The sequence below is a fragment of the Variovorax sp. P1_H2 genome (assembly GCF_056405295.1).
This window is the reverse complement of the sequence record NZ_JBFUCJ010000005.1, coordinates 15,504-40,891: the sequence shown is the minus strand read 5'-3', so window position 1 is coordinate 40,891 and position 25,388 is coordinate 15,504. Positions and strand designations below refer to the sequence as shown.

Here is a 25,388-nt window from a genome sequence, read left to right as displayed (position 1 = left end):
CAGTTCCGACCCGAGCCGCCCTGGCGGCGGCTCGTCCAACGCTTCCGTTGCCCACACGAATCGAGCCATGACCGACCCGACCCGAAGCACCCTCGCCCACGCGCTGCGCGTGTTGGCCATGGACGCCGTACAGCAAGCCAATTCCGGACACCCGGGGATGCCCATGGGCATGGCCGACATTGCCGAAGCGCTCTGGCGCCACCACTTGCGCCACGACCCGGCACATCCCGATTGGCCCAACCGTGACCGCTTCGTGCTGTCGAACGGCCACGGTTCCATGCTGCTGTACGGCCTGCTGCACCTGAGCGGCTATGACCTGTCCATCGACGACCTCCGGTCATTTCGACAACTCCACAGCAAGACGCCGGGCCACCCCGAATATGGCTATGCGCCCGGCGTCGAAACCACGACCGGGCCGCTCGGTCAGGGCATCGCGAACGCGGTGGGAATGGCGCTGGCCGAGAAGCTGCTGGCGGCCGAGTTCAACCGCGAGGGCCACGCCATCATCGACCACCGCACCTGGGTATTCCTGGGCGACGGCTGCCTGATGGAAGGGGTGAGCCATGAGGCATGCTCGCTGGCCGGCACCTGGGGCTTGGGCAAGCTGACGGCCTTCTGGGACGACAACGGCATTTCGATCGACGGCCACACGGCGGGCTGGTTCGGCGATGACACGCCGGCGCGATTTGCGGCCTACGGCTGGCACGTGATCCGCAGCGTCGACGGGCATGACCCGAAGGCGCTGGATGCGGCCATCGCCGAGGCCGCCGCGCAGAGCGTCAGGCCGACGCTGATCTGCTGCAAGACGACGATCGGCTTCGGATCGCCCAACAAGGCCGGCACACATGACAGCCACGGCGCGCCGCTCGGCGCCGCGGAAGTTGCCGCCACGCGCGCGGCGCTGGGCTGGACCCGCGGGCCTTTCGAGATGCCGACCGAGGTACGCGCCGCCTGGGATGCACGTGAGGCCGGCGCGCAGCGGCATGCCGACTGGGCCGCACGCTTCGACGCCTACGCGCGCGCCCACCCGGCCCTCGCGGTCGAACTCGAGCGCCGGCTGAAGGGCGAGTTGCCAGAAGGCTTCGACGCGCAAGCGCAGCAAGCCCTTGAGAAGGTGGCCGCCAAAGGGGAAACCATCGCGACACGCAAGGCCAGCCAGAACGCGATCGCATCGCTGGCTCCGGCGCTGCCCGAACTGCTGGGCGGATCGGCCGACCTGACGGGCTCCAACCTCACCAACTGGCCGGGCTGCGTCAGCGTCACCCCCGGGCGCCTGCGTGCCGGCAAGGGCGGGAACTACCTGCACTACGGCGTGCGCGAGTTCGGCATGGCAGCCATCCTGAACGGTGTGGCGCTGCACGGCGGGTTTCGCGGCTTCGTTGGCACTTTCCTGATGTTCAGCGAATACGCCCGCAACGCGCTGCGCATGGCGGCGCTGATGAAGCTGAACCCGATCTACGTCTTCACGCACGACTCGATCGGCCTGGGTGAAGACGGCCCCACCCACCAGCCGGTGGAGCAGACCGCCTCGCTGAGGCTGATGCCGAACATGGACGTCTGGCGGCCCGGCGACGCGGTCGAGACCCAGGTCGCCTGGACCGCGGCCCTGCAAAGCCGCGACCACCCGACCAGCCTGGTGCTCAGCCGGCAGAACCTGCCACACCAGCCGCGCAGCGCCGAGCAACTCGAGGCCGTCGCCCGCGGTGGCTACGTGCTGAAGGAGGCCATCGGTGGGACGCCGCGCGCGGTGCTCATCGCCACCGGCAGCGAACTGGCGCTGGCCGTCGCCGCGCAGGCAGAACTGGCGCGGCAAGGTGTGCCGGTGCGAGTGGTGTCGCTGCCCTCCTGGTTCCAGTTTCGCCGGCAAGACGCCGCGTGGCAGGCGAGCGTACTGCCACCCCGAGTGCCGCGCGTGGCGGTGGAGGCCGGCGTGACGGCCGGCTGGCGAGAGGTCGTCGGGCTGGACGGCGCGGTGATCGGCCTGGACAGCTTCGGCGAGTGCGGCCCGGCCGCGGCGTTGTTCCGGCACTTCGGCATCACGACCGAGGCCGTCGTCGACGCGACCCGCAAGGTGTTGGGGCTGAACCCCCTTCGGGTCGGGTGACCCGCATGGACGATCAAGGCCTTGCCCCCATGCCGCCATCGCAAAGCTGGACGCTCGCACGCTATCTGTTCGAGGAGCGCCGTCGCCTTGCGCAGGTCGATGGCGACCTCGACGCCCTGATTCTCGACGTGTCGCTCGCCTGCAAGGAGATTGCCGCCATCGTCGGCCTCGGCGCGCTGGGCGACGGCACGCCGGCGCCGGCCGGCGGCGCCCTCAACGTGCAGGGCGAGGTGCAGAAGCCGCTGGACGTGATCAGCAACGCGCTGTTTCTGCGCCTGAACGAGTGGAACGGGCGCCTGGCCGGCATGGCCTCCGAAGAGATGGACGAGCCGTTCCAGATCCCGGCGCAGTACCAGCGCGGAAAGTACCTGCTCGTGTTCGATCCGCTGGACGGATCGAGCAACATCGACGTCAACATCTCGGTGGGCAGCATCTTCTCGATCCTGAGCGCGCCGAAGGAGGTGATCGAGAGCGGCCGCGACGTGGTCGAAGCGGACTTCCTCCAGCCGGGCGCGAATCAGGTGGCCGCCGGCTACGCGCTCTACGGGCCGACGACGATGTTCGTGCTGACCGTCGGCAACGGCGTCGCGGGCTTCACGCTGAGTCCCGGCCTCGGCGAGTTCGTGCTGACGCACCGGGACATCCGGATTCCGCCCGACACCCATGAATTCGCGATCAACTGCTCGAACAGCCGCTTCTGGGAACCGCCGGTCAAGCGCTACGTCGACGAGTGCCTGGCCGGCAAGATCGGCCCGCGCGGCAAGGATTTCAACATGCGCTGGATCGCCAGCATGGTGGCGGAGGCGCACCGCATCCTGATGCGCGGCGGCGTCTTCATGTACCCGCGCGACACCAAGGATCCGAGCAAGCCCGGACGTTTGCGCCTGCTGTACGAAGCCAACCCGATCGGCATGGTGGTGGAGCAGGCCGGAGGCCGCGCGAGCACTGGCTATCAGCCGATGCTCGGCGTGCCGCCGAGCGCGCTGCATGAGCGCATCGGCCTGGTGTTCGGCTCGAGGAACGAGGTCGAGCGCATCGAGTGCTACCACCAGGAACCGGCGTCGCGCGACAGCGGCACGCCGCGGCCGTTCGGCGAGCGCAGCCAATTCCGCGATGGCGGGCCCGCCACCGAATCGTGACCCCACCCCGGAGAACCGCATCATGGCCCTCGTCTCCCTGCGCCAAGTGCTCGACCACGCCGCTGAGCACGGCTATGGCGTGCCGGCATTCAACGCCAACAACCTCGAGCAGATCCACGCCATCATGGAGGCGGCGCAAGAGACGCAGTCGCCGGTGATCCTGCAGGCCTCGGCGGGCGCGCGCAAGTACGCTGGCGAGCCCTACCTGCGCCACATGGTGCTGGCTGCCGTCGAGGCGCACCCCGACATCCCGGTTGTGCTGCACCAGGACCACGGCGCCTCGCCGGCAGTCTGTCAGCAGGCGGTCCGCTCGGGCTTCACCAGCGTGATGATGGATGGCTCGCTGCGCGAGGATGCCCGCACGCCGGCCAGCTACGACTACAACGTCGAGGTGACGCGCAAGGTCTGTGAGATGGCGCACGCGATCGGGGTATCGGTCGAAGGCGAACTCGGCTGCCTTGGCTCGCTGGAAACCGGCGAGGCCGGCGAGGAGGACGGCGTCGGAGCGGCCGGGAAGTTGAGCCACGACATGCTGCTCACCGATCCCGACGAGGCCAGGAGCTTTGTCGCGAGTACCGGCGTCGACGCACTCGCCATCGCCATCGGCACCAGCCACGGCGCCTACAAGTTCACGCGCGAGCCCACCGGCGACATCCTGGCCATCGAGCGGATCGCGCAGATCCACGCCGCGGTACCCCACACGCACCTGGTGATGCACGGCGCGTCCAGCGTGCCGCAGGAGTGGCTGGCGATCATCCGCCAGTACGGCGGCGACATCAAGGAGACCTACGGCGTTCCGGTCGAGGAGATCCAGCGCGGCATCCGCAGCGGCGTGCGCAAGATCAACATCGACACCGACATTCGTCTGGCGATGACCGGCGCGATGCGCATGGTGTTCGCCGAACAGCCGGGCGAGTTCGATCCGCGCAAGGCGATGGCGGCGGCCAAGAAGGCGGCGCGCGACATATGCAAGGCGCGCTTCGAGGCCTTCGGCTGCGCCGGGCACGCGGTGCGCATCAAGCCGATTCCGCTCGAGGCCATGTCGGCCCGGTACGCCTGATGTCGATCGTCGGGAGCGATGGCCTCACGGTGCCGAGGCCGGGACCCGCTTGATGAAGGAGCCTTCGATGCGTCTTCATCCAGTGCTTCGCAACCCCAGGATTCTTCCATGCCCCAAGTCAATTCATTCGATCTGCTGCTGTTCGGCGGCACCGGCGACCTCGCCATGCGCAAGCTGCTGCCGGCCCTGTACTTCCGCCACCGCGACGGTGATCTTCCGCCGCATGGCCGGATCCTGGGCCTGGCGCGCGAGCAGCTCGGGCGCTCCGACTTCATCGCGAAGGTGAAGGCCAGCTTTGCCAGCTTCGTGCCCGCCGCGGACATGGACGACGCGACCTTCGCGAGCTTCGCCGAACGCCTCGACTACGCCAAGGTGGAGGCGAACACGCCCGCGGATTTCAATGCGCTGGCGCAGGTACTGAAGGATTCGCCGGCCGAGGTCCGGGTCTTCTTCCTGTCCACCGCGCCGGACTTCTTCGCGCCGATCTGCAAGAACCTCGCGGCGGCCGGGCTGGCCAGCGCCAACTCGCGCGTCGTGCTCGAGAAGCCCCTCGGGCGCGACCTGGCCTCGGCGCAGAAGATCAACGCGGACGTCGGCCGCGTGTTCACCGAGCCGCAGATCTTTCGCATCGACCACTATCTGGGCAAGGAGCCGGTGCAGAACCTGCTCGCGCTGCGCTTCGCCAATGCCCTGCTGGAACCGCTGTGGAACCGGACCTGGGTGCGCAACGTGCAGATCACGATCGCCGAGCAGGTCGGGGTCGAGACCCGAGGCGAGTTCTACGACCGCACGGGCGCGCTGCGCGACATGGTGCAGAACCATCTGCTGCAATTGCTGTGCATCGTGGCGATGGAGCCGCCGACCTCCATTCATCCGGATGCGGTGCGCGACGAGAAGCTCAAGGTGCTGCGGGCGCTGACGCCCTTCACGCAGGCCGACGTCGGCGCGCGCACCGTGCGCGGCCAGTACCGCGCCGGCACCGTCAACGGCCAGGCCGTGCCGGGCTACCTCGAGGAAGCCGGCATTCCGCCCGACACGTCCACCGAGACCTACGTGGCGATCCGCGCCGAGCTCGAGAGCTGGCGCTGGTCGGGCGTGCCGTTCTACCTGCGCACCGGCAAGCGCATGGCCGCGCGCGCGGCCGAGATCGTGGTCAACTTCCACGCGGTGCCGCATTCGATCTTTCCGTCCAATGGCACCGAATCGGCGGGCAACCGGCTGGTCATCCAGCTCCAGCCGGAAGAGAGCCTCAAGCTGTTCATGATGGCCAAGGTGCCCGGCGACACCATGAACCTGCGGCCGGTCGGCCTGAACCTGGACTTCGCCGAGCAGTTCAAGCAGCGTCCGATGGAAGCCTACGAACGGCTGCTGCTGGACGCGATCCGGGGCAACCTGACGCTGTTCATGCGCCGCGACGAACTCGACGCCGCCTGGCGCTGGTGCGAGCCGATCCTGAACGGCTGGCGCGCCTCGGGCGAGGCGCCCCGGCCCTACAGCGCCGGATCGTGGGGGCCCGCCGCTTCCAGCGCGCTGGTCGGACGCGACGGTGCCTCATGGCGCGAGGAATCCTGAGTCCTGGCACGCCGCGCATTTCCTCCCGATCGACCCGCAACCCCACCCGAGACAACCCATGAACCCACCCCGCTGCGATCAAACCCAGGCCTGGGCCGCCCTGCGCGGCCACTACGACACCCACGGCCGCGACTTCGACCTGCGCGAGGCCTTCGCCCGCGACCCCGGCCGCTTCGAGGCGCTGGGGGTCGAGGCGCCCGGCCTGTTCGCCGACCTGTCGAAGAACCGCATCGATGCCCAGTCGGTGCAGCTCCTGCTCGACCTGGCGCGCGAGTGCGAGCTCGCGCAACGGCGCGACGCGATGCTGGCCGGCGCCGCCATCAACACCACCGAGGACCGCGCCGTGCTGCACACCGCGCTGCGCGCGCCGCGCGGCGAGGGGCCTTTCAGCGACGAGGTGCACGGCGTGCTCGACGCCATGCTCGCCTACGCCGAGTCGGTGCGCGACACCCGGGCCAGCGGCATCCGCCACATCGTCAACATCGGCATCGGCGGCAGCGACCTCGGCCCGCAGATGGCGGTGCCGGCCCTGGAGGCCTTCGCGCATCCGCAGCTCCGCTGCCACTTCGTCTCCAATGTCGACGGCCACGACATCACGTCGGTGCTGCGCCACCTGCGTCCGGAAGAAACCCTGTTCGTGATCGCCAGCAAGACCTTCACGACGCAGGAGACCATGGCCAATGCGCAGGCGGCCAAGGCCTGGTTCGCGGCCCACGGCGGCACCGACACGGCCAAGCACTTCGTGGCGACGACCACCCACGTCGCGGCGGCGGCCCGGTTCGGCATCACGACCACCTTCGGCTTCTGGGACTGGGTGGGCGGGCGCTACTCGCTGTGGTCCGCCATCGGCCTGCCGATCGCGCTGGCGATCGGCGCCGACAATTTCCGCGCCCTGCTGGCCGGCGCCCACGCGATGGACCGGCACTTCGCGACGGCGCCGCTCGMGAAGAACCTGCCGGTGCTGCTGGGCCTGATCGACRTCTGGTATCGCAACTTCCACGGCTTCACGAGCCGCAGCGTCGCGCCCTACCACCAGGGAYTGAAGCGGCTGCCGGCCTACCTGCAGCARCTSGAAATGGARTCGAACGGGAAGTGCGTCGACCTCGACGGCAACCCCGTGCCCTTCGCGACCAGCCCGGTGGTCTGGGGCGAGCCCGGCACCAACGGCCAGCACGCCTACTTCCAGATGCTGCACCAGGGCACCGACGTGATCCCGGTCGAGTTCCTGCTGGTCAAGCAGCCGACGCACGACCTGGCCGACCCGCACGCCAAGCTGCTGGCCAACGGCCTGGCGCAGGCCCAGGCGCTGATGCTCGGCAAACGCACCGATCAGGCCCTGGCCGAGCGGGCGCCGACCGCGGCCAGGTCACTGGCGCCGGAGATCGTCGCCAGGCACCGGACCTTTGCGGGCAACCGCCCGAGCACCACGCTGCTGCTCGAGCGCCTGACGCCGCACAGCCTGGGCGCGCTGATCGCGATGTACGAGCACCGCGTCTTCACCAGCGGTGCGCTGTGGGGCATCAACAGCTTCGACCAGTGGGGCGTCGAGCTCGGCAAGGCCCTGTGCAGCGACCTGCTGCCGCGCCTGGCGAGCGGCGACACGCAGGGGCTGGATGCTTCGACTGCGGGACTGATGAAGCGCCTGATCGGTTGAGCGGTGGGTTGCCTCAGCGCGCCGCGCCGGTCGCTGTCGCCACGTACAGCGCCAGCGTGCGGATCTGCTCGTCGGTCAGCGACTTGAACGCGGGCATCGGGCCGATGCCGTTGCGCAGCGCCTTCTCGACCCGGGCCGCGTCCGGCTGCAGTTCGTCGAGGTCGGGCCCGACCTGGCCCGTGGCACCTGCATGCTTCAGCGTATGGCACAGGGCACAGGCCGGCACCGCGCCGCCCAGGAAGAGCTTCCGGCCCTCCTCGGACGGCGTCTGGGCGTGGGCGCCGGCCAGCCACAGGCCGGCCAGCAGGGCGGCGCCCCAGGAAGCGAAGCGCACCGCGTTCAGGCCACCGTGACGGCGACCGCGTGGTCGCGCCAGCTGGAGTTCAGGTAGCCGCCCTTGTTCTCGAACCGGTTCTCTGCCTGCACGTTGCCGCGCACGTCGGTCACGCGGCTGGCCAGGACGTGCTTGCCGGCCGGAAGCTTCACCGGCAGTTCGAACTGACGCCAGGCGAAGCGGCCGAGGTCGGGTCCGACCAGCGCCGCGCGCTGCCAGGTCTGGCCGCCGTCGACCGACACGTCCACCTGTTTCACCGCATTCACGCCCGCGAAGGCAACGCCGCGCACGACCACTTCCTGGCCCGCGCGCAGGTCGGTGTCGGCGGCCAGCGGCGTGTTGATCCACGACTTGGGCGGCATCTGCCACACCGAGGGGTCGGTGGGGCGCTGCGAAGCCTCGGTGGCCGGGGTCATGCGGTAGTCGGTCTGCTGGATCGACGAGTCGCTCTCCTGGGCGGTGAAAGCCACGCGCTTGACGTACTTGATGCTGTTGACGCCGGTGAAACCGGGCACGACCAGGCGCAACGGGCCGCCATGCGCCAGCGGGATCGGCTGGCCGTTGAGCTCCCAGGCCAGCAATGCGTCCTCCATGGCGGCGGCCGGCACGCTGCGCTCCACCCGGGACTTGGGGCTGATGCCGGCCGGCAGCACTTCGCCGCCGGTGCCGGTCATGAACTTCATTCCCGGGCTGACGCCGCCCAGCGCGTCGACCAGCCGGCGCACCGGCACGCCGGTCCACATGACGCAGCCGGCCGCACCGGTCTGCCACGGGGTGCCGCTCGGCTTGGAGGGAAACATGCCCCGGCCGTTGCCGCTGCATTGCAGGACCATGGCCACGCTCTCGCTGTCCATGGCCTTGAGTTCACGCACGCTGAGCGATTTCGGCCGGCGCACGCCCTCGATCTGCACCACCCAGTCGTCCGGCTTGGCGACGATGTCGGCGTTCGGCGGCGCCAGGTTGTTGCGAACGTAGAGCTGGTTCACCGTGGTCAGCGCGCCATTGCCTGCGGCGCCGCGGCGCATCTCGATGGTGTTGGCGCTGTGGACGATCATCGTGCCGGCGTCCTTGAAGGTGGCGTAGGCCGGCAGGGGACGCGGCGCAGCGGCCTGCGCAAAGGCCGTGCTCCACGGGGCGGCGGCTGCCACTGCGACAGCCGCGCCGCTTCCGGTGAGCAGCGCCCGGCGGATCGGATCGGGCGCGAACGGGAGATCTGTCATGGGAAGGGCTCTTTCGCAGAAGGAACGTGGGTAAGGGGAAGAAGCGCGAAGCGAATACTAAGACCAAGCCCGCCGCCGAAGGGCTACTTGGCCGCCGTGTCCACGGCCAGCCCGGCGGCGCGCCACTCGGGCAGGCCGCCGCGGAACCAGTTCACGTGGGTGTAGCCGGCCTTGAGCGCCGCGATGCTGGCCTTGTGGCTCTTCCAGCACTCGGGCCCGTTGCAGCCGAAGACCAGTTCGGCGCCGCGGTCGGCACCGAGCGCGGCCAGGTTGAACTCGTCGACGTCGGCCGCGAAGTCCGGATCCTTCGCCGACTTCTCGACATAGGGAATCAGCACCGCGCCGGGGACGTGCCCTTCCTTGAACTCCGCGGCGTTGCGGGTGTCGATGTACCTCGCCTTTCCGGCCGACAGCATGGCCGCGACGGTCTTGGCGTCGACCACCTTGGCGCCCTTGAGCTCGCGCGGCGTGAAGTAGCCCAGGGTCGAGACATAGGTGAAGTCCTGTGCCGACACCCGCGCGGTCCGGGTGCCGGACGCGGCGTCGCCGATGTCCGAGCGCAGTATGTCGGCCGAGACCTTGGCGCCGTCCTTGACCGCGATGCCGAGGCCCGGCACCTCGCGCGACGTCATCACGGCCTTCACCGCCGCGCCACCGGCCACCCACTTGTCGAAGGTCGACTTCTCGACGGCGACGACGTCGCAACGGCCGATCTGAAGACAGACGAGCAGCGCGTCCTGATAGCGCGTCTCGTAGAAGTCGCGGAAGTGCCGCTTCATCGTGGTGTTCGCTGCCACCGCCTCACCGCGCAGGAGGTAGGTCACCAGACTGTCCTGCAGCGGCAGGCCCAGGCGCTTGCCGGCGGACTGCTGGAAGTTGCCGATTGGACTGTCGGCGGGAACCACCAGCACCGCCTGCGAGCTGCTCTCCACGGCGGCCACCGGCGCGTAGCCGTAGCGCACGGCGGAGCCGATGAGGTGGGCCGGCCCCACCACCACGTCAGGCAGCCGCGCACGCGTGGCGCTCAGGTCGGCGGTCATGTCGGCAGAACCGGTGATGGAGACGTCGAAGATTCGCTCCTTGCGCAGTGCCTGCTCGATGACGCTGCGCCAGACGGCCATGGTGGCGCCACGCGATTGCTYGGCCTGGTCGCCCGGATTCACGAGCACCTTGACCTGCGCGTTCGCAGCCGGCGCCGCCAGCATCGATGCCACCAGCGCCAGGCCGCCGGCCCATCGCGCAGGGGTGGAGCCTGCCGCTACCAAACAATTGCTCATCGCCGATATTCCAAATGATGCTAGTAGCAAAGTATGAAACTGTCTGATACGGCTAAGCAAGTACATCCAAAGTTCTCTCTTTGGATTGGCGGGCACGCGCGCCAACACGCGGCGTTCGACGAAGCGCCGTCCGCGGTGCGTCGCGCGCGCCCCGAGGCTCAGGCGGAGCGCGGCTTCTTCCAGGTGTAGACCATGGTCACGGCGTAGTTCCACACCGTGCCGACCAGCACGCCGGCAATGGCCGAGGCGATCCAGAAATCCGGCCGCTGCGCAAACAGCCACCCCGCCACGCCCACGTTGGCCAGCGCGCCCACGCTGCAGGCCAGCGAGAACGACAGCCATCCGCTGAGCATGCGCCAGCCGCGCAGCCGCATGTCGCGGTAGGTCAGTATGTTGTTGAGCAGAAAGTTGCTGGTCATGGCCACCAAGGTGGCCAGGCCCTGCGCCGCCACGAATCCCAGCCCCAGTCCCTTGAACGAGACGCCGAGCACCGCCAGGTGCACCAGCAGGCCGAAGCCCCCGACCAGTGCGAAGCCGATGAAGCGGACCGGCACGATGCCTCCCAGCATCCGGTCCAACAGCATGATCATGTATTCCCATGCCACGTTGATGTCCAGCTTGCTCTCGCCGGCGAATCGGTTGCGGAACTCGTAGGGCAATTCCTTGAAGCGCAGGGGCTCGGGCGCACTCGCGAACAGGTCGAGCAGGATCTTGAAGCCCACGCCCGACATGCCTTCGCGGATGCAGCGCAGCGCCACGGCGTGGCGGGTCATGAAGAAGCCGCTCATCGGATCCTTCAGGTCGGCCTTCAGCACCATCGCGCTCAGGCGCGTCGCCAACTGGCTCATCTTGGCGCGCGAGGCGTCCCAGTCGCCGGTTCCGCCGCCGCCGACATAGCGGCTCCCGACCACGATGTCGAGCCGCGGGTCGGCCTCGAGGGCATCGGCCATCGAGGCCAGCAGGCGCTCGTCGTGCTGCAGGTCGCCGTCCATCACGGCCACCAGCGGCGACGACGAGGCCAGCATGCCCTCGATGCAGGCCGACGCCAGGCCACGGCGGCCGATGCGGTGCAGGCAGCGCACGCGCCCATCGGCTTGCGCCATCTGGCGCACTGCGTCGGCCGTGCCGTCGCGGGAGTCGTCATCGACGAAGATCAGCTCCCAATCCCTTCCGGCCAAGGCGACGGCGACGCGGTCGCGCAACTCGGTGACGTTCTGGACTTCGTTGAACGTGGGAATGATGATGGACAGTTGTGGCATGGGGGTTCTGGCGGGCTCAGGGGCTGGCGTCTTGTTGCGGCATCGGGCCGGGAGAAGGGGCCCCGCGGTAGCCCGTGCCGCGCCAGATCTCGATGCGACGCGTGGTGCGGCCGAGCGCGCCGACCTGCACYTCCTCGACGCGCTCCAGGCGGTCGAACAGGGGGCGCAGCGCGGCCAGATCGAGCGCCGACTGCGCCTGGTCGGACAGCACCAGGAAACCGGTGGCGCCGACGAGATCCTCGGAATGGGGGAAGTAGTCGTACTGGAGTGCCCTGCGCCCGAAGATATCCTGCGCGTAGGTCCGTTCCTGGCTCGGCCGATGGAACCAGATCAACGAGCTGGTCTTGTAGTTCGGCGAGAAGACGAAGGCCCGGCGCCCCTGGGCACGCTCGGCCGCGACGACCCGGTCCAACTGCTCGGCGGCCGGCCGCCAGCCGCTCCAGATGTTCAGGTCGCCCGGCAGCGGCAGGTTGGGAATGACCGACACCCCGATGCCTGCGGCCAGCAACAGCGCCGACGAGGCCAGGCCCAGGGCGCGCCTTCGATCGTTGCCCGGGCGGGCCAGCGAATGGCGGATGCCGAGGATGACCAGCGACCACCAGGCCGGAATCAGCCAGTTGACCTTCGAGTTCGTGCGGAAGCTCACCGCGACGAAAAGCAGCAGCGGGATCAGCGCGCTCAGCAGCAGCAGCAATTCGCGGGGCTCGATGCGGCGAGCGAACCAGGCCCGCAATCCGTGCCAGGCGGCGCCGAGCGACAGGGCGAACAGGTACGGCGACAGCAGCAGGAACTGGGTGGCCAGCAGGAGCCCGAAGAATCGCGGCTTCAGGCCGCCCATCGACTCGAAGCGCCGGCCGCTCTGGAAAGCCAGGGACACCCATTCGTGCTGCGCGTTCCACACCAGGACCGGCGAGAAGATCAGCAGCGCCAGCAGCGCGGCCAGGTAGGGCTGCGGCCGCCGCAGCCAGCGCCGCTGATCCGGAACCGCCAGCAGGTACAGGCCGACGATGGGCAACAGCAGAACGCCCGAATACTTGCCGAGCCAGCTGAGCCCCATGAAGACGCCGGCCGCATACCACCAGCGCCCATCGCCGCTGCGGCTGGCTCGCCAGACGGCCCAGATCGTGCCGATCCATCCGAACAGCAGCGGCCCGTCCGGTGTCGGACCGAAGCCATACAGCTCGTACAGGAGCGTCAGGTTCAGCGCGAGCACGGCCCAGAACGCCAGCCGCCGATCGCCGAACATGTCCAGCACGAGGCGTGCCCACAGCAGGTTCCAGCCCAGCGACCACAGCACCGCGGCGGTCTTGATGCCGAACGCGGTCTGGCCCAGCAGCATCGTCGTGAAAGCGATGCCATAGCTGGCCAGCGGTGGATGATCGAAATAGGACCCGTCCGGAAAGCGGCTCCAGGTCCAGTAGTACGCCTCTTGCGGGGTGAGCGGCGCGTACGCGGCCAGCACCAGGCGAAGCAGCGTGACGCAGGCGATCAGCCAGGCGATCGCCCGGCCGCTTTCTGCCCACGGAAGTCGATCGGTTGGATGCGAGACGGTATGCAAGGGCATCAACGGGTCAGGCTGCGTCGACCGGCACAAGGAGCGGGGTCCGACGGCGATGCATGCAACACCGGATCAAAGGCACTGAAGAATTTCAACGGCATGAGACTGAGCGAACAACGTCGAACGCGAGCGGAACGACCAACGCGGTGCCCGATCGGCATCGCACTTCGGCCGGTATTGTGGCCTGAATGTCCTGGAGCAGTCCTTGGCGTCGAGGCATCCCCTCTGCCGGCACGGCGAAAGGGCCTCCGGATCCCCCTTGTGCCGACCCGGTGCCGAACTCGATCCAGGCAGGCCGGGTAGATCGAAAGTTGTCTTGAATGTAGATGCATCGACTCGCGATTGTGACTGGCCGGGGCGCCTTCAATAGACTGGCTCACCGATCGCGCGCTTGACCTTCACCAGGGCCTCGCGCAGAGCGCCTGGCTCGACCGATCCCAGAGCCAGGCGGATGGCATGCGGCACCCGGGCGGACGTCGCGAAAGGCTCGGCCGTCGACACCGAGATCCGATCGCGCATCAGTGCCATCGCAACCTGGTCGGCACGAAGCGCTTCGGCCAGGGGGAGCCAGACGAAGTAAGAGGCCGGATGGCGGACGCACCGCAGTCCGGCGAGGACGTCGGCGGCGATCGCTTGCCGCATCGCCGCATCCTGGCGCTTCTGCGATTCGAGCCGGATCACCGTGCCGTCGTCGAGCCATCCGCAGGCCATCGCCGTCATGACGCCGGGCGTGTTCCAGGTGGTGGCCCGGATCGCCCGCTCGAGCTTCGGCACCCATTCGGCCGGCGCGGCGACATAGCCGACGCGCAGCCCGGTCGCCACGCTCTTGGAAAAACCCGAGACGTAGACAGTGGCCTCGGGGGCGAGCGCCGCCAGGGGGGCGGGTGGATCCTCGGCGAGAAAGGCGTAGGCGGCATCCTCGATGATCAGCAACCCGTGCCGGCGGGCGATCGAAACCAGTTGCCGCCGCCGGCTCGCGCTCATCACCCACCCGAGCGGGTTGTGCAGCGTCGGCATCGCATAGACGGCGCGCACCCGCCGGCTCTTGCACAAGCGCTCCAGCGCGTCCAGGTCGGGGCCGTGCCCGGCCGCCGGAATCGGCGCCAGTTCGAGTCGGTGCGCTTGCGCAAGCACCTTGAACCCCGGATAGGTCAGGGCGTCGGTCGCGACCACGTCGCCCGGCTGGAGCAGCGCCATGACGGTCGTTGCCAGCCCATGCTGGGCACCGCTGACGATCATCACCTGGTCCCCGCCGACGCTCAAACCTCGGGCTGCGAGATGGCGAGCCACGGTCGCCCGCTCGTGCCGGCGCCCGCCATGCGGCTGGTAGCGCAGCATGGCTTCCAGGTCGCCGGAGGCGGCGAGCTGGCGCAGGCCCGCGCGCAGCAGCTCGGCCTGGCCCGGCAGCGACGGATAGTTGAAGTTCAGATCCACCATGTCCGGCGCCGCAGCCTGCTGATCGATTCCCATGCTGCGGGGAAGGGCGGTCTCCCGCACAAAGGTGCCGCGGCCGGTCTCGCCGCTGACCAGCCCCATGGCTTGGAGCTCCGCATAGACGCGGCTCGCAGTGACGAGTGCAAGCCCCTCCCTGGCAGCGAGCTTCCGGTGGGTCGGCAGGCGCGTGCCCGGAGGCAGGCTGCCGGCGCGGATCTGCGCGGCGAGCGCGTCGACCAGAGGCTTGTACCGAGCGTGGGTCATGCGGCAATGTATCCATGACAATAAATTGATTGTATTGCCCTCCGCGCCTACGATTTCCCATCGCCACCCAAAGCGCCAGCGAGCCACCGACACCATGCACATCGCCATCCTCACCTTCGAAGGCTTCAACGAGCTCGACTCGCTCATCGCGCTTGGCATCCTCAACCGCGTCAAGGCGCCGGACTGGCGGGTATCGATCGCCAGTCCGGCTGCGCGGGTCCGATCGATGAACGGCGTGGTGCTCGAAGCGCAGGCATCGCTGCGGGAGGCCGGTGCGGCCGACGCGGTCATCGTCGGCAGCGGCATGCAGACGCGGCAGGTCGTCGCCGATGCGGCGTTGATGGCGCAATTGCAGCTCGACCCCTCTCGGCAACTGCTGGGCGCGCAGTGCTCCGGCACGCTCGTCCTGGCCAGGCTGGGGCTGCTCGACGGTGTCCCGGCGTGTACCGATCTGACGACCAAGCCCTGGGTCGAAGAAGCCGGCGTCGCCGTGCTGAACCAGCCTTTCGTTGCCAGGGGCAACGTGGCAACCGCCGGCGGTTGCCTGGCCTCGCAGTATCTGGCCGCCTGGGTCATTGCCCGCCTGGCGGGCCTCGAGGCGGCCCGGAGCGCGATGCACTACGTCGCGCCGGTAGGAGAAAAGGAAGACTACGTCTTGCGCGCGATTCGGAACATCACGCCTTTCCTGGAAGCCACGCCCGCCTCCGCGTGAGCCCGGTCGGAAAGGAAGCGCGGCTTCGTTGAAGCGCTTCGGTCACCTTGCGGCGATCACATGCGCAGCATCTTCCCCGGGTTCATGATGCCCAGCGGGTCGAGGGCACGCTTGACGTCGCGCACCAGCTCGATCGCCTCACCGTGCGCGACTTCGATCTGGCCCATCCGGTGCATGCCGACGCCGTGCTCGCCGGTGCAGGTGCCGCCCATCCGGATGGCCCGCAGTGCCACGCGTTCGGCCAGCGCCTCGGCCTTGGCCCGCGCAGCGCGATCACTGTCGTCGTAGATGATCCCGAGGTGGAAGTTGCCATCGCCCACGTGACCGACGATCGGGGCGTAGAGCCCGCTCGCGCGGATATCGGCTTCCGTCTCGGCGATGCAATCGACCAGTGCCGAGATCGGGACGCAGGCATCGGTGCCCATCGAGCTCCAGCCGGGGTGCATCGCCAGGTTGGCGTGATAGCACGAGTGGCGGGCCTTCCACAGGCGCGAGCGGTCCTCGGGCCGGTGGGCATAGCGGAACCCGCTGCCGCCGTTGTCGCTGGCGAGGCCCTGCACCATGCCCACCTGCTCGGCCACGGCCGATTCGCTGCCGTGGAACTCGATGAACAGCGTGGGCCGTGCCTCGAATTCGTCGAGCTTCGAGTAGCGGATGCAGGCGTCCATCTGCACGTCGTTGAGCAGCTCGATGCGTGCGACCGGGACGCCCAGCTGCAGCGTGGCGATCACCGTGTCCATGGCGGCGCGGAGACTGTCGAACTGGCAGACCGCCGCGACCACGTGCTCCGGCAGGCCGAACAGGCGCAACTGCACCTCGGTGATGATTCCCAGCAGCCCTTCGCTGCCGACATACAGTCGCGTGAGGTCGAAGCCCGACGCCGACTTGCGCGCGCGCGTGCCGGTGCGAACGACACGCCCGTCAGGCGTGACCACCGTCAGGCCCATGACCGTTTCGCGCATGGTCCCGTAGCGCACCGTAGTTGCAGCCGCTGTGCGTGATCGCCACCGAGGTGCCGCCGGTGACGGACACCACCTTGCCATTGCAGTAGGTCTTTTGCGTGGCCATCTGCGTGACCGAGTAATGAGGACCGATCATCACCGGCACCTTGCTGACCTGCATCAGCTTGTTGACGGCGTTGATGGCACCGTTCGGGTTGTCGCCCTGGTCGTCCTCGAACACCACTGGAGTTGCTGGAGATGCCGCTCGCTGCGGTGCGCGAGCTGGTGCCGCGCCTGGAGGCGGCGGGCCTCATCAAGACCGTGCCGAAACGGGGCCTGCAGATCGCCAGCGTCGACATGAAGCTGATCCGCAACGCCTGGCAGGTGCGGGCGATGGTGGAGCGCGAAGCCGTGGTCCATTTCGCGCGAGTCGCCAGCGAAGAAACCATCGCGAAGCTCATCGAAGACCACCAGGCGATCCTGGACCGCGCGCTCAAGCCCCATCCCGACGCGCAACTCGAAAAGGACGCCCAGGCCGTGGATTGGGGCCTGCACGACGCGATGGTCGACTCGATCGGAAACGAGATCCTGTCGGAGATCTATCGCGTCAACAGCTTGCACGTACGCCTGATCCGGTATGACGCCGACTCCATGCGTCCGGTGCAGGTCGTGCCCGCCATGCGCGAGCACCTCGAGTTCCTGAACGCGCTCGCCGCCAAGGACAGCGATGGCGCGCTGGCGCACATGATGGCGCACATCGAACAATCCAAGCACCGGGTGCTTGCAGGCATGCTGCGAGTGGGGCAGCTGCCAGGTTCGGTTTAGGGTCTGTTCGAAGGCGCGCGTGAAGCCTATTCACGCAGGCCGTTGCCGAAGCGATGGATCTTCCAGGGGGGGAGGGCGGGCGCCGGAATGGCCGAAGGCGGCACAAGCGGATTCATCCACAGGTCTCTCGTCAGCATCGGGGCCGCGAAACTGGTTCCCACGAGCCGTGTCACGGCGCCGCTTCGATTCCCACTGGCCAGCACGCCTTGAAGCACGACGCTCTGGTCGGACGGATAGGCCCAGCTCGGCCCCTCGCGCCTTTGCGCAATCTGTCCTCTCGCCGGTCCACCGCTGCTGTACGGGGCCGGCATGGAGGTGGTGGCGCAGTAGCCTGCTGCGACGTAGGTCACCGCCCCGGTCGCGATGCCGCTCATGCTGCCGCGCGCGACGACGGCCGCGGAAGGGACCGGCTGGTCGTCGATGAGTTGATCCGATGCCCGGCGGTAGCGCTTGGGATCGTAGCCCTTGCTGTCGAGGTAGCCGCTGCGGCCACGCCGCGCGCGGCCGAGGTTGGGATCGCTGCGCGCCAGATACGCGTGGGCCGTGCCGATGACCATGCCGGGTGTCGCCTTCAGGCGGACCTTCCATCGACCGATGGGCGCCAGCGCAAAGCCGTCCGGTGCTGCGCCAGGGACCCTGGCCGTCGGCATGATCACCATCAGGATGACCTTCCGGTCCGTGAACTGGCAGGTCGGCAATGCGACAGTCCCGGCCGTCTGGTCGTCCGTCTCGGTGATCGTCTTGTACTTCACCTGAACCACTTCGCCTGTTGGCGACTCCAGGGACGCGTGCAGATCGCCGAAATTCGCACCGACGGGCAGCCAGATCTCGAGGTAGGAAGGCACCTGCGAATCGGCGGCCACGCACCAATCGATCCGACCGCCTCCACTGGCCAGATCGAACTCCGCATGCGTTCGCCCCAGATGGTTGTTGCCGCTCGGCAGGACGATCTGAAGCTCGTAGCCTTGCGTCGGCGCTTTCTCGATCATCTCCTTCATGGCTGTCTCGAGGATCGAGCTGCCGTCGTGCGGGCCGGTCTGGGGGCCATAACTGAGGTTGATGACCACCTTGCTCGCCTTCCCATTCTTGTAGACGTCGCGTGCATAGGAGCGAATGGCCTGGATGCCGTCCAGCGCGTAGGAGTCGAGCCACATTCCCGAGGGATCGTCGAGTGCCGACGTCGGCAGCTGCACAAAGGCCATGTCCTTGCGTCCAGGCGGCACGCTGGACGCCGGGAGCGGCGTCGCTGCGAAGTCCCGCGGCCGCGGCACCATGCGACTCTTCCATCCCGCAGCGAGGCTCATCACCTGCGCGCCGTGGCTCGTCACCGAGCGCAGACTTGGCAGTCCGCTCTTCCGGTAGGCCGTGTCCTCGTTGACCGTGCCGCCGACCGTGGCGCCGGCGACGATCGCCTTCAACTCGTCGAGCAGGAAGAATCGGCCGTAGTCGAACGGCGCGGGCTGCGGCGGCGCGCTCTCCTCGCCGCCCTGGTCCCAGATGAACCGTACGGCCAGCGCATCGGGTGCGGCATCCGAATGCCGCAGGTTCTTGTGCGCGAACGGACAGCCATCGTCGACAACGCCGACCACGATGTCGGGGCCCGAACCGTCCAGCTGGATGTCCAACCGGTCGTCCAGCGGCATGCCCTGCGGCGTTCCAAGCTCGAAGCAGTCCGCGCCGAGCCACTTCTGCAACGCCGACAGCTGGGCCTGCAAGGCCCCGCGTTCGCCCGACACGGTCACGGTCGCGTGGCGAAAGCCCTGGTAGGTGGGACTGATCGATGCGCCGCGAAGCCTCCGAAGCGTCTTGACGCCGAAATTCAACGGCTTGTCGAATCGCGCCAGCAACACCATCGTCCGTTTGTCGTCGCAGTTGAGGTATCGGAGGTCGGTGTGCAGGGCCCACTGCAGATAGACATCGGCTCGCGACTTCGTCTTCAGCGGCAGTTCAGTGATGCGCATGGTTCGCCCCCGGTGTCTCTGTTGGCTGAACGGCTCAGAACTTCAGGCGCAGCGCCTTGCGCTCGTCGGCGCCCATGGCGTAGAGCTTCGTCAACACCGGCGTGCTGGAGGCCGGGATGGTCTGCGCTGCCCCGACGACATAGCCGTCCGCAACCGCATTCGGGCCGATGGGATCATCCATGTCGAGGTCGAACTTCCTCCCGTCGATCGGCGTTGCGCCCATGGTGACGCCGGTGAAGGTGCGCAGGCAGACCTGCGTGGTCCCGTCGAGGCGCGAGAGCAGATACTCCGCAATGCTGTGGCCCAGCAGGCGCCCGGCCACGCTGTCAGCCGGAAAGTGCACGCCCGCCACCACCCTGTTGGTCGCGATGCGCGCCGCCTGCAGGTACAGCTGCGTGCGCATGGCGCCGTAGGCTGCCGTCTTCGGCAGGATGCCGTCGAGCATGCGCGCGAGCACGAACGCCTGGGTGGAGTGACCGCTCGGAAAGCTGCCATGGCCCGGCGTGGTGATCATCGGCTGGACCTGCTCGGAGTATTGGACCGGCCGCCAGCCTGCGAGCGCGTGCTTGAACTGCATTTCGATCAGCACGGTGAACTGGATGGCATTGACGAGCAGTTCGACCGTGTTCCGGTGGCGGTCCGGGTGCAGGCCGGTGACGGCGGCAACGAAGGCGAACTGGTTGTCGATCTGCGCGAGGATCTCGGGCGATCGCTCCATCCGGAGGTCCGCATAGCCCAGCACCATGCCGATCTGCCGCCGGAAGAATCGCCGCGGAGGCAGCTTCAGGCTGGCGATCGACGTGGTCCCGACCTTGAGCTCGACCACATCGGTGCTCGGCGTCACGACGTTCAGGTTTCGGCAGAGCTCCCACTGCAGAAGATGGGAGYGCACCCAGGGTTCCCAGCGCTCAAAGTTGTCCACGCCGTAGGTGCCGGGCTCCACGGGGGGTCTTCTCGTCACGACCGAACCGGTGCCGGTCCCGTCGCGGCTCGCGATCAGCGCCGTGCAGACCAGCGGATTGGCGAACGCATCGGCGAGCGTCGGCGCGCCGGCTGCGGYGGACGCGCCGCCATAGCCACCGTAGCCTCCATACCCGCCGTAGCCCCCGTAGCCCCCGTAGCCCCCGTAGCCCCCGTAGCCCCCATAACCTCCGAGTTGCGACATGGTCTTCTCCTCAGTGATGTCAGCTCTTGACGTTCTAGCTTTCCTTCGCGCCCGCTACGCGAAGCGCGTCCTTCAGCTTCTCCAGGTAGGCTGGTACGCGCTCGCGCGAGGGATAGCCCTGCGCGAATCGCGACACGCTGAACTGTGGATCCCGCAGCATCAGCTGCGCGAGAGTTCGGCGCGCGGCATCCGGCAGGCCTGCCAGGGACTGCGCGATGATCAACGAACGGTAGCTGGACAAGTGCGACGCGTTCACCCGCAGGGACTGCTCGGCATGGCTGATCGCGAGGTCGTAGCGCTCGGCCGAAATGGCGATCGAGGCCATCAACGAGTTGTAGTAGTACTTCAACGGGTCGAGCGGCGATAGCTCGAGCGCCCTCAGTCCCGCAGGTAGCGCCTCGGCTCCGTTGCCGTCGAACGCATGCACCATGGCCTTGAAGAGCCAGGCCAGCGATTCGTTCGAATTCCATTCGAGTGCCTGGCTGCAGCTCTGCAATGCCCGCTCCACGTCCTTCATCAGATGGCAATACACGAAGCCCTGCACGGCCCACGCCAGCGGATTGCCGGGCTCCAAATCCAGTGCGCGCCGCGTTTCCTGCAAGGCGAAATTCGCCTGCGACTTCGCGTCGTCGGTCAGGCCTCGCGTCGAGCACAGCACATACCACTTGGCAAGCCACACGCGCGGCAGTGCACACTGGCCGTGCCGCTCGATCAACGCGTCCAGCACCTCGCGGGTGCGAAGGAACTGCGACGACGCGCTTCGATGCATGAGCCCGATGCTGCCGAGAAGCATGGTGTAGCTCTGAAGGCTCGGCAGCGGCCGCACGAGCGCCTCATGCGCCTCGCTGTCGAGCAGCGCGCGATGACAGCCGTTGGCGATCGTGGCGCAAATCTCGCTGTGCATCTGCACGAGGTCCTCGACGTCGCCCGTCACGCGCTCGGCCCACGCGAATTCGTTGCGCTCGACATGGGTGAACTCCGCCATCACGAGCACCGTCTTTCCAGTGATGACATAGCTGCCCGACAGCACGAACTGCGCGCCCAGGTAGGCCTTCGCGTCGTCCAGACTGCCGGCCCGGCCGCGGAACGCCGATGTCGAGAGGTGCGAGATGACCTTGAGCTCCTGCGAGCGGCTGAGTTGTCCGATCACGCCCTCGGCGATCAGATCTCCGAGCGAATACTGCTCGGCCTGAACCGTGCGCGACACGAACGGCAGCACCGCGATGGTCGGGCGCAGCGAGGGTGCATTCGTGCGGGGCGTCCATGCCGGCGCGACTTGGCCCGCCGCCCGAATGCCATAGACGTGCAAAGGCTCGTTCACGTGCTTGAGATACCAGTTGCCAAGGTCCTCTATGTCGCCGTCCAGGCCGTCGACGAGACCATCGCGGGCCGACGCGGTGGCGACCGTCTGGCCGGGCTGTGCGAGCGAGGCGATGCGGGCCGCCAGATTGACCCCGGTGCCATAGATGTCGTGCTCGCCCTCGTACACGTAGGTGGCGTGGAGTCCGATCCGCAGCTGCATGCGGCCACGATCCGTATCGCGGTGCTGCGCATCCAGCCAGCGGTGCATGGCCATGGCAGAAGCGGCGGCGCGAGGGGCGCTGTCGAACTCCACCATGAGGCCGTCACCCAGACTTTTCACCAAGTGTCCCTCGTTGGCAGGCAGGACCGATTGCGTCACATGCCTCAGGAAGGCATCCCATCGTTGAATGATGCCCAGCTCGTCCGTTTGCATCAGGGTCACCGATTCGACGAGGTCGACCACCAGGACGACCTTCTCGTGGCGCTGGAAGTGAAACCCGACCGACCCGGCAGTTGGGATGTTGGAAGCGCCTGGAGACAAAGTCATCCCCTCGTTCGGCGAGCAATGCAGCAAGGATGCCCGCGATCGCCTTGCTCGCAAGACACGCCACTTCTTTGGAACGTTTTGATTACATCCGAGCCCGTGCCATTCGTCAAAGGCCATGGATGCACAGTTCCGCCGCCATTCGAACATGCATTATGTTAAATAATGAAATTCAAGACCGGGGCCCGGAGGAGTTCGTCGCGCGCGAAGGCGGGCAGGGAGCCGCTGGCCCTCTTGGCAAAAAACAAGGAACCACGTCACAAACTGCGCGAATACAACGCAGTCCATCTGGACGGTTCACACACTGCGCCCGCCGGAGCAAAGTGTCGGATCGTCGACTCAGGAGCGGACCATGGACTCAGCGATCTTCACCCTTGGCGCACTGGCCGTCCTGGTGGCGGCCGGCTGGGTCATCGACCTCCTGGTGCACCGCGAGCCACCCACTCGCATGCAGCGCCTGATGGCCACGCAGATTCGCCGATCCTCGGCGGCGATCCGCGGCGGTCAAGAGGCCTGAGATGGGCCCGCTGCCGCTCAAAAAAATACCCTGAGGCGGAGCCTCTGCCGAATCGCCGCGAGGCCTCGTGGCGAACCGTGCGAAAGCCGCGTGCTTTCGGTAGCATCGCTGGGCATTCAATGAGGAACCCTCTCAAGAGCAAACGATCCATCGCAATCAAGGAAGATTCTGCCGTGGGCGAAGGCCGGACCGGCAAGTGGGAAGTCGTCGAGCCCTACGGCGCCACGCCCTTTGCAAGCTTCGCCTACTCGATCACCGAAGTTTCGAGCTTTGCAGGGCGCACCCGCATCAGTTCCCGGACAACGCGGATGACCGACGGGAAGCTCGTCTCGGAAAAGTTCGACGGTGAGCTCGACGGTAGCGCATTCGAGCGCATTGCAATGCAGGCCCACGCACAGTTCGTTGGGCAGCTGCGGGCAATGATGCAGCCCTTCAGTTGGCTTTTTCCGCCCCCTTGAACTGGCGCTCGCGGTCGCGGTCCGCCCACGCTTGAACTGCATGCTGGCGTGACCTACGCTTCTGGGACAACACGACGGAGACCGCCATGACCCTCACGACGACAGCCCCATTCCCCAACCCTTATGGCAACTTCCAGCCGCTCTTCGAGTGGCAGGCGGCCTGGGTCGAAAGTTTGATGCAGGCGCAGAAGCTCCAACTCGAGATGCTGAGTGCCTGGCGCAACCCACTTGTCATGAATCAAGAGCTGTGGGACCAATGGGTTGCRCATTTCGGTGGGGGTGTTCCCATCGACGCGTAGCTGCGGATCAGTTCATCGAGTCGCGCTGCGCGCTGCCGTGAGGATCTGCGTTCTGGCGTCGACGGAAGCGGGCGCGGAGGAGGGCGGTCCACCACCAGATCAGCGCGGCATTGGCGAACAGGCCGAGCGTGACGATGACCGCCGCGCGATCCGCGAACCCCTGACCGAAGTCGAGGAGCAGGAGGGCGAGCGACCAGGGCAGCGCGCAGAGAATCGCGACCGATAGCAAGATGCTCTGTTCGGTGGGCCGCAGCGCAGCCATCGCCAGGGTGATCGCGATCGCGGAGCAGGCGCCTGGCAGCCACCAGGCATGACGACACAAGAGCTGCAGGCGAGGGGTGCGCATGGATAAATTGTGCGGTGCCTGAGCCGTAGGCGCCCGTGCAATTTCACACGCAAGACCTGAGGTTCCGTGTTTGTCGCGCGCCGCCCACAGGACGCAGCTGGCCACCGAATCCGGCCGGCCTTTTCCGCGACCGCCCAGGCATCGATGTCTGGGGCGCAAGATGAGGCCCGGCGGCATCGAGCCACCGGGCCTGGACTTCCTTTCATGCTGCATTTGCCTACGAGAGGCCGCGTTTGCCTACGTGAGAGGCGCACAGGAAGTCCAAGCCATGAACTCTACGCCTGGACGCCAGGCGTGTGGCAGTAGCCATCAAGCCTTCATGGAATCGGTTCGTTTCAGCAGCCACAAAGTGTTCGATACGGATCGGCCAGCCACGATGCGGCGATCAGCCCGGTTGCCTTATGAGCGGCAGGTCGGTCCCGTCGAGGTGAGACATCTGCAGCGAGAGATCGAACAGCTTGGCCTTGCCGGCGTAGTAGCGATCAAGTCGCCACTCCTTCAAGATGTCGATGGCGAGGTCGAACATTTCGAGGTCGAGTTCATACAGGGATGCAAGCTCGACGCTGCGCTCAGATTCGAGCGCCAGCACCAGCTGTGAAAGCACCACGGCGGACCGTTCGTTCGGATTCTGTTCGATGAAACGACGAGCGCGCTTGATCGCATTCATGGTTGTCCCTCGGCGTTGGAGAGGTGGCGATTGTGGCGCTATCCACCGCCGAGTTGTGAAGGTTCCACGGCCACCCGGCGCTGGTCGTGGTCAGGGTCGCATCGCCATACCAGGGCGCCGATGCGGCAGATATCGCCCGTCAGATCGCGGAAAGCGGCTTCGCGGTGGTCTTTGCACCTTGCACGCCGACCTATTGCGCATTGCGATGGGCCGTGCGCCCTGAAGTGCACCGGGCGCAGAGTTGCTTGTGGGCCACAAAGTGTCGGATTCGTGAGCAAGTTGACGCGATACGGCGTTAGGTGTATTGCGCCGCGTTGCGGCGAAGCCTAATCTTGCGTTCGAGCTTGTCGGACGATATTTCCTTACGGAATAACTACTTACGTCGGATTTTGCATGTTGGCCGCATCGCTGATCCTCCTGCTCCTTGTCGCGTGGGAGCTGCGCCTCCAGATCTGGTTGGGCAGGGCCGTGTGCATCAGGGTGAGGCGCTCGGGGTGGATCGTCATCGAGGTGCGGAGACGCGTTTCGATGCTGCGGTTGCCGCATCATGTGTCGGAGTTTCCGGTTCCGCGCGAGGAACGCGTCCTGGTCCTTCGATTTCTTGGCATCGTGCTTTGGCACGAGGAAATGAGTGTGGCGCTTCCCAATACCGCATGCGAGCACCTTGCGGAGATCACGCCACAAGACTTTGATCGCCAATTTCCAATCTGGCTGCGTGTCGCCAACAGCCCGGGTTGAGCATCGGATGGGCGTATCGCCTTCGGTCGGAAGGCCCG

General features: G+C 67.2%; 24 protein-coding genes. 11 read left to right on the top strand and 13 right to left on the bottom strand.

All coding sequences use genetic code 11. The features are described from left to right. Positions 1–67 precede the first annotated feature (67 nt). From tkt to pgi, 5 genes are all read left to right on the top strand, one after another. Positions 68–2,104 carry a transketolase gene (gene tkt / locus AC1D2E_RS03390; RefSeq protein ID WP_478196094.1) on the top strand — a complete coding sequence of 679 codons (2,037 nt, stop codon included), beginning with the start codon at positions 68–70 and terminating at the stop codon, positions 2,102–2,104. A gap of 29 nt (positions 2,105–2,133) precedes the next feature. Then, on the top strand, positions 2,134–3,243 hold the full coding sequence (locus AC1D2E_RS03385; protein ID WP_478196093.1) for a class 1 fructose-bisphosphatase: 1,110 nt from the start codon (positions 2,134–2,136) through the stop codon (positions 3,241–3,243). Positions 3,244–3,265: 22 nt separating this feature from the next. Next, positions 3,266–4,303, top strand: coding sequence for a class II fructose-bisphosphate aldolase (fba, locus tag AC1D2E_RS03380; RefSeq protein WP_478196092.1), 1,038 nt, complete (start codon positions 3,266–3,268; stop codon positions 4,301–4,303). A 108-nt stretch (positions 4,304–4,411) separates the two neighbouring features. Further along, positions 4,412–5,875, top strand: coding sequence for a glucose-6-phosphate dehydrogenase (gene zwf, locus AC1D2E_RS03375; RefSeq protein ID WP_478196091.1), 1,464 nt, complete (start codon positions 4,412–4,414; stop codon positions 5,873–5,875). A 58-nt stretch (positions 5,876–5,933) separates the two neighbouring features. Next, positions 5,934–7,529, top strand: a complete 1,596-nt coding sequence (pgi, locus tag AC1D2E_RS03370) for a glucose-6-phosphate isomerase (RefSeq protein ID WP_478196090.1) — start codon at positions 5,934–5,936, stop codon at positions 7,527–7,529. Between the two features lie 13 nt (positions 7,530–7,542). Here pgi and sorU read toward each other — a convergent pair whose 3' ends face one another. The 6 genes from sorU to AC1D2E_RS03340 all read right to left on the bottom strand — a co-directional run bounded on the left by sorU (position 7,543) and on the right by AC1D2E_RS03340 (position 14,875). Beyond that, on the bottom strand, positions 7,543–7,863 hold the full coding sequence (gene sorU, locus AC1D2E_RS03365) for a SorU family sulfite dehydrogenase c-type cytochrome subunit (protein ID WP_478196089.1): 321 nt from the start codon (positions 7,861–7,863) through the stop codon (positions 7,543–7,545). 5 nt (positions 7,864–7,868) lie between these two features. Beyond that, positions 7,869–9,083 (bottom strand): SorT family sulfite dehydrogenase catalytic subunit, encoded by a 1,215-nt coding sequence (gene sorT / locus AC1D2E_RS03360; RefSeq protein ID WP_478196088.1) that lies wholly within the window; start codon positions 9,081–9,083, stop codon positions 7,869–7,871. 83 nt (positions 9,084–9,166) lie between these two features. Beyond that, positions 9,167–10,360: a rhodanese-like domain-containing protein gene (locus AC1D2E_RS03355; protein ID WP_478196087.1), complete on the bottom strand. Its 1,194-nt coding sequence runs from the start codon at positions 10,358–10,360 to the stop codon at positions 9,167–9,169. A 158-nt stretch (positions 10,361–10,518) separates the two neighbouring features. Continuing rightward, a complete protein-coding gene (locus AC1D2E_RS03350; protein ID WP_478196086.1) occupies positions 10,519–11,619 on the bottom strand; it encodes a glycosyltransferase family 2 protein in 1,101 nt (366 codons plus the stop codon). Positions 11,620–11,635: 16 nt separating this feature from the next. After that, positions 11,636–13,183 carry an ArnT family glycosyltransferase gene (locus AC1D2E_RS03345; protein ID WP_478196085.1) on the bottom strand — a complete coding sequence of 516 codons (1,548 nt, stop codon included), beginning with the start codon at positions 13,181–13,183 and terminating at the stop codon, positions 11,636–11,638. A gap of 357 nt (positions 13,184–13,540) precedes the next feature. Further along, complete coding sequence (locus AC1D2E_RS03340; RefSeq protein ID WP_478196084.1) at positions 13,541–14,875, bottom strand: aminotransferase-like domain-containing protein; 1,335 nt, start codon at positions 14,873–14,875, stop codon at positions 13,541–13,543. 94 nt (positions 14,876–14,969) lie between these two features. Between AC1D2E_RS03340 and AC1D2E_RS03335 the strand changes: the two genes are divergently transcribed. Then, positions 14,970–15,587, top strand: coding sequence for a DJ-1/PfpI family protein (locus tag AC1D2E_RS03335; protein ID WP_478196083.1), 618 nt, complete (start codon positions 14,970–14,972; stop codon positions 15,585–15,587). A gap of 56 nt (positions 15,588–15,643) precedes the next feature. On the opposite strand, the gene AC1D2E_RS03330 is transcribed toward AC1D2E_RS03335, so the two are convergent. Together AC1D2E_RS03330 and AC1D2E_RS03325 are read right to left on the bottom strand one after the other, a co-directional pair. Beyond that, a complete protein-coding gene (locus AC1D2E_RS03330) occupies positions 15,644–16,549 on the bottom strand; it encodes an FAD-linked oxidase C-terminal domain-containing protein (RefSeq protein WP_478196082.1) in 906 nt (301 codons plus the stop codon). After that, complete coding sequence (locus AC1D2E_RS03325) at positions 16,509–16,772, bottom strand: hypothetical protein (RefSeq protein WP_478196081.1); 264 nt, start codon at positions 16,770–16,772, stop codon at positions 16,509–16,511. The genes AC1D2E_RS03330 and AC1D2E_RS03325 overlap by 41 nt, the downstream gene beginning before the upstream one ends. A gap of 14 nt (positions 16,773–16,786) precedes the next feature. On the opposite strand from AC1D2E_RS03325, the gene AC1D2E_RS03320 reads away from it, so the two are divergent. Beyond that, positions 16,787–17,353 carry a GntR family transcriptional regulator gene (locus AC1D2E_RS03320; protein WP_478196080.1) on the top strand — a complete coding sequence of 189 codons (567 nt, stop codon included), beginning with the start codon at positions 16,787–16,789 and terminating at the stop codon, positions 17,351–17,353. A gap of 26 nt (positions 17,354–17,379) precedes the next feature. Here AC1D2E_RS03320 and AC1D2E_RS03315 read toward each other — a convergent pair whose 3' ends face one another. From AC1D2E_RS03315 to AC1D2E_RS03305, 3 genes are read right to left on the bottom strand one after another with little or no spacing between them, the layout of a single operon-like run. Then, on the bottom strand, positions 17,380–19,314 hold the full coding sequence (locus AC1D2E_RS03315) for a S8/S53 family peptidase (protein WP_478196079.1): 1,935 nt from the start codon (positions 19,312–19,314) through the stop codon (positions 17,380–17,382). Between the two features lie 34 nt (positions 19,315–19,348). Then, positions 19,349–20,479, bottom strand: coding sequence for a phosphatase PAP2 family protein (locus AC1D2E_RS03310; RefSeq protein WP_478196078.1), 1,131 nt, complete (start codon positions 20,477–20,479; stop codon positions 19,349–19,351). Positions 20,480–20,513: 34 nt separating this feature from the next. After that, a complete protein-coding gene (locus AC1D2E_RS03305) occupies positions 20,514–22,445 on the bottom strand; it encodes an adenylate/guanylate cyclase domain-containing protein (RefSeq protein WP_478196077.1) in 1,932 nt (643 codons plus the stop codon). Between the two features lie 232 nt (positions 22,446–22,677). Between AC1D2E_RS03305 and AC1D2E_RS03300 the strand changes: the two genes are divergently transcribed. From AC1D2E_RS03300 to AC1D2E_RS03290, 3 genes are all read left to right on the top strand, one after another. Continuing rightward, positions 22,678–22,842, top strand: coding sequence for a hypothetical protein (locus AC1D2E_RS03300; protein WP_478196076.1), 165 nt, complete (start codon positions 22,678–22,680; stop codon positions 22,840–22,842). A 119-nt stretch (positions 22,843–22,961) separates the two neighbouring features. Then, complete coding sequence (locus AC1D2E_RS03295; RefSeq protein ID WP_478196075.1) at positions 22,962–23,300, top strand: hypothetical protein; 339 nt, start codon at positions 22,962–22,964, stop codon at positions 23,298–23,300. A gap of 86 nt (positions 23,301–23,386) precedes the next feature. Further along, positions 23,387–23,599 (top strand): hypothetical protein, encoded by a 213-nt coding sequence (locus AC1D2E_RS03290; RefSeq protein ID WP_478196074.1) that lies wholly within the window; start codon positions 23,387–23,389, stop codon positions 23,597–23,599. A gap of 7 nt (positions 23,600–23,606) precedes the next feature. Here AC1D2E_RS03290 and AC1D2E_RS03285 read toward each other — a convergent pair whose 3' ends face one another. After that, on the bottom strand, positions 23,607–23,945 hold the full coding sequence (locus AC1D2E_RS03285) for a hypothetical protein (RefSeq protein WP_478196073.1): 339 nt from the start codon (positions 23,943–23,945) through the stop codon (positions 23,607–23,609). 385 nt (positions 23,946–24,330) lie between these two features. After that, positions 24,331–24,612 carry a hypothetical protein gene (locus AC1D2E_RS03280; RefSeq protein ID WP_478196072.1) on the bottom strand — a complete coding sequence of 94 codons (282 nt, stop codon included), beginning with the start codon at positions 24,610–24,612 and terminating at the stop codon, positions 24,331–24,333. Positions 24,613–25,005: 393 nt separating this feature from the next. Between AC1D2E_RS03280 and AC1D2E_RS03275 the strand changes: the two genes are divergently transcribed. Beyond that, the gene (locus AC1D2E_RS03275) at positions 25,006–25,350 is read left to right on the top strand and encodes a hypothetical protein (protein WP_478196071.1); all 345 of its coding nucleotides are present in this window, start codon (positions 25,006–25,008) and stop codon (positions 25,348–25,350) included. The last annotated feature ends 38 nt before the right edge of the window (positions 25,351–25,388 follow it).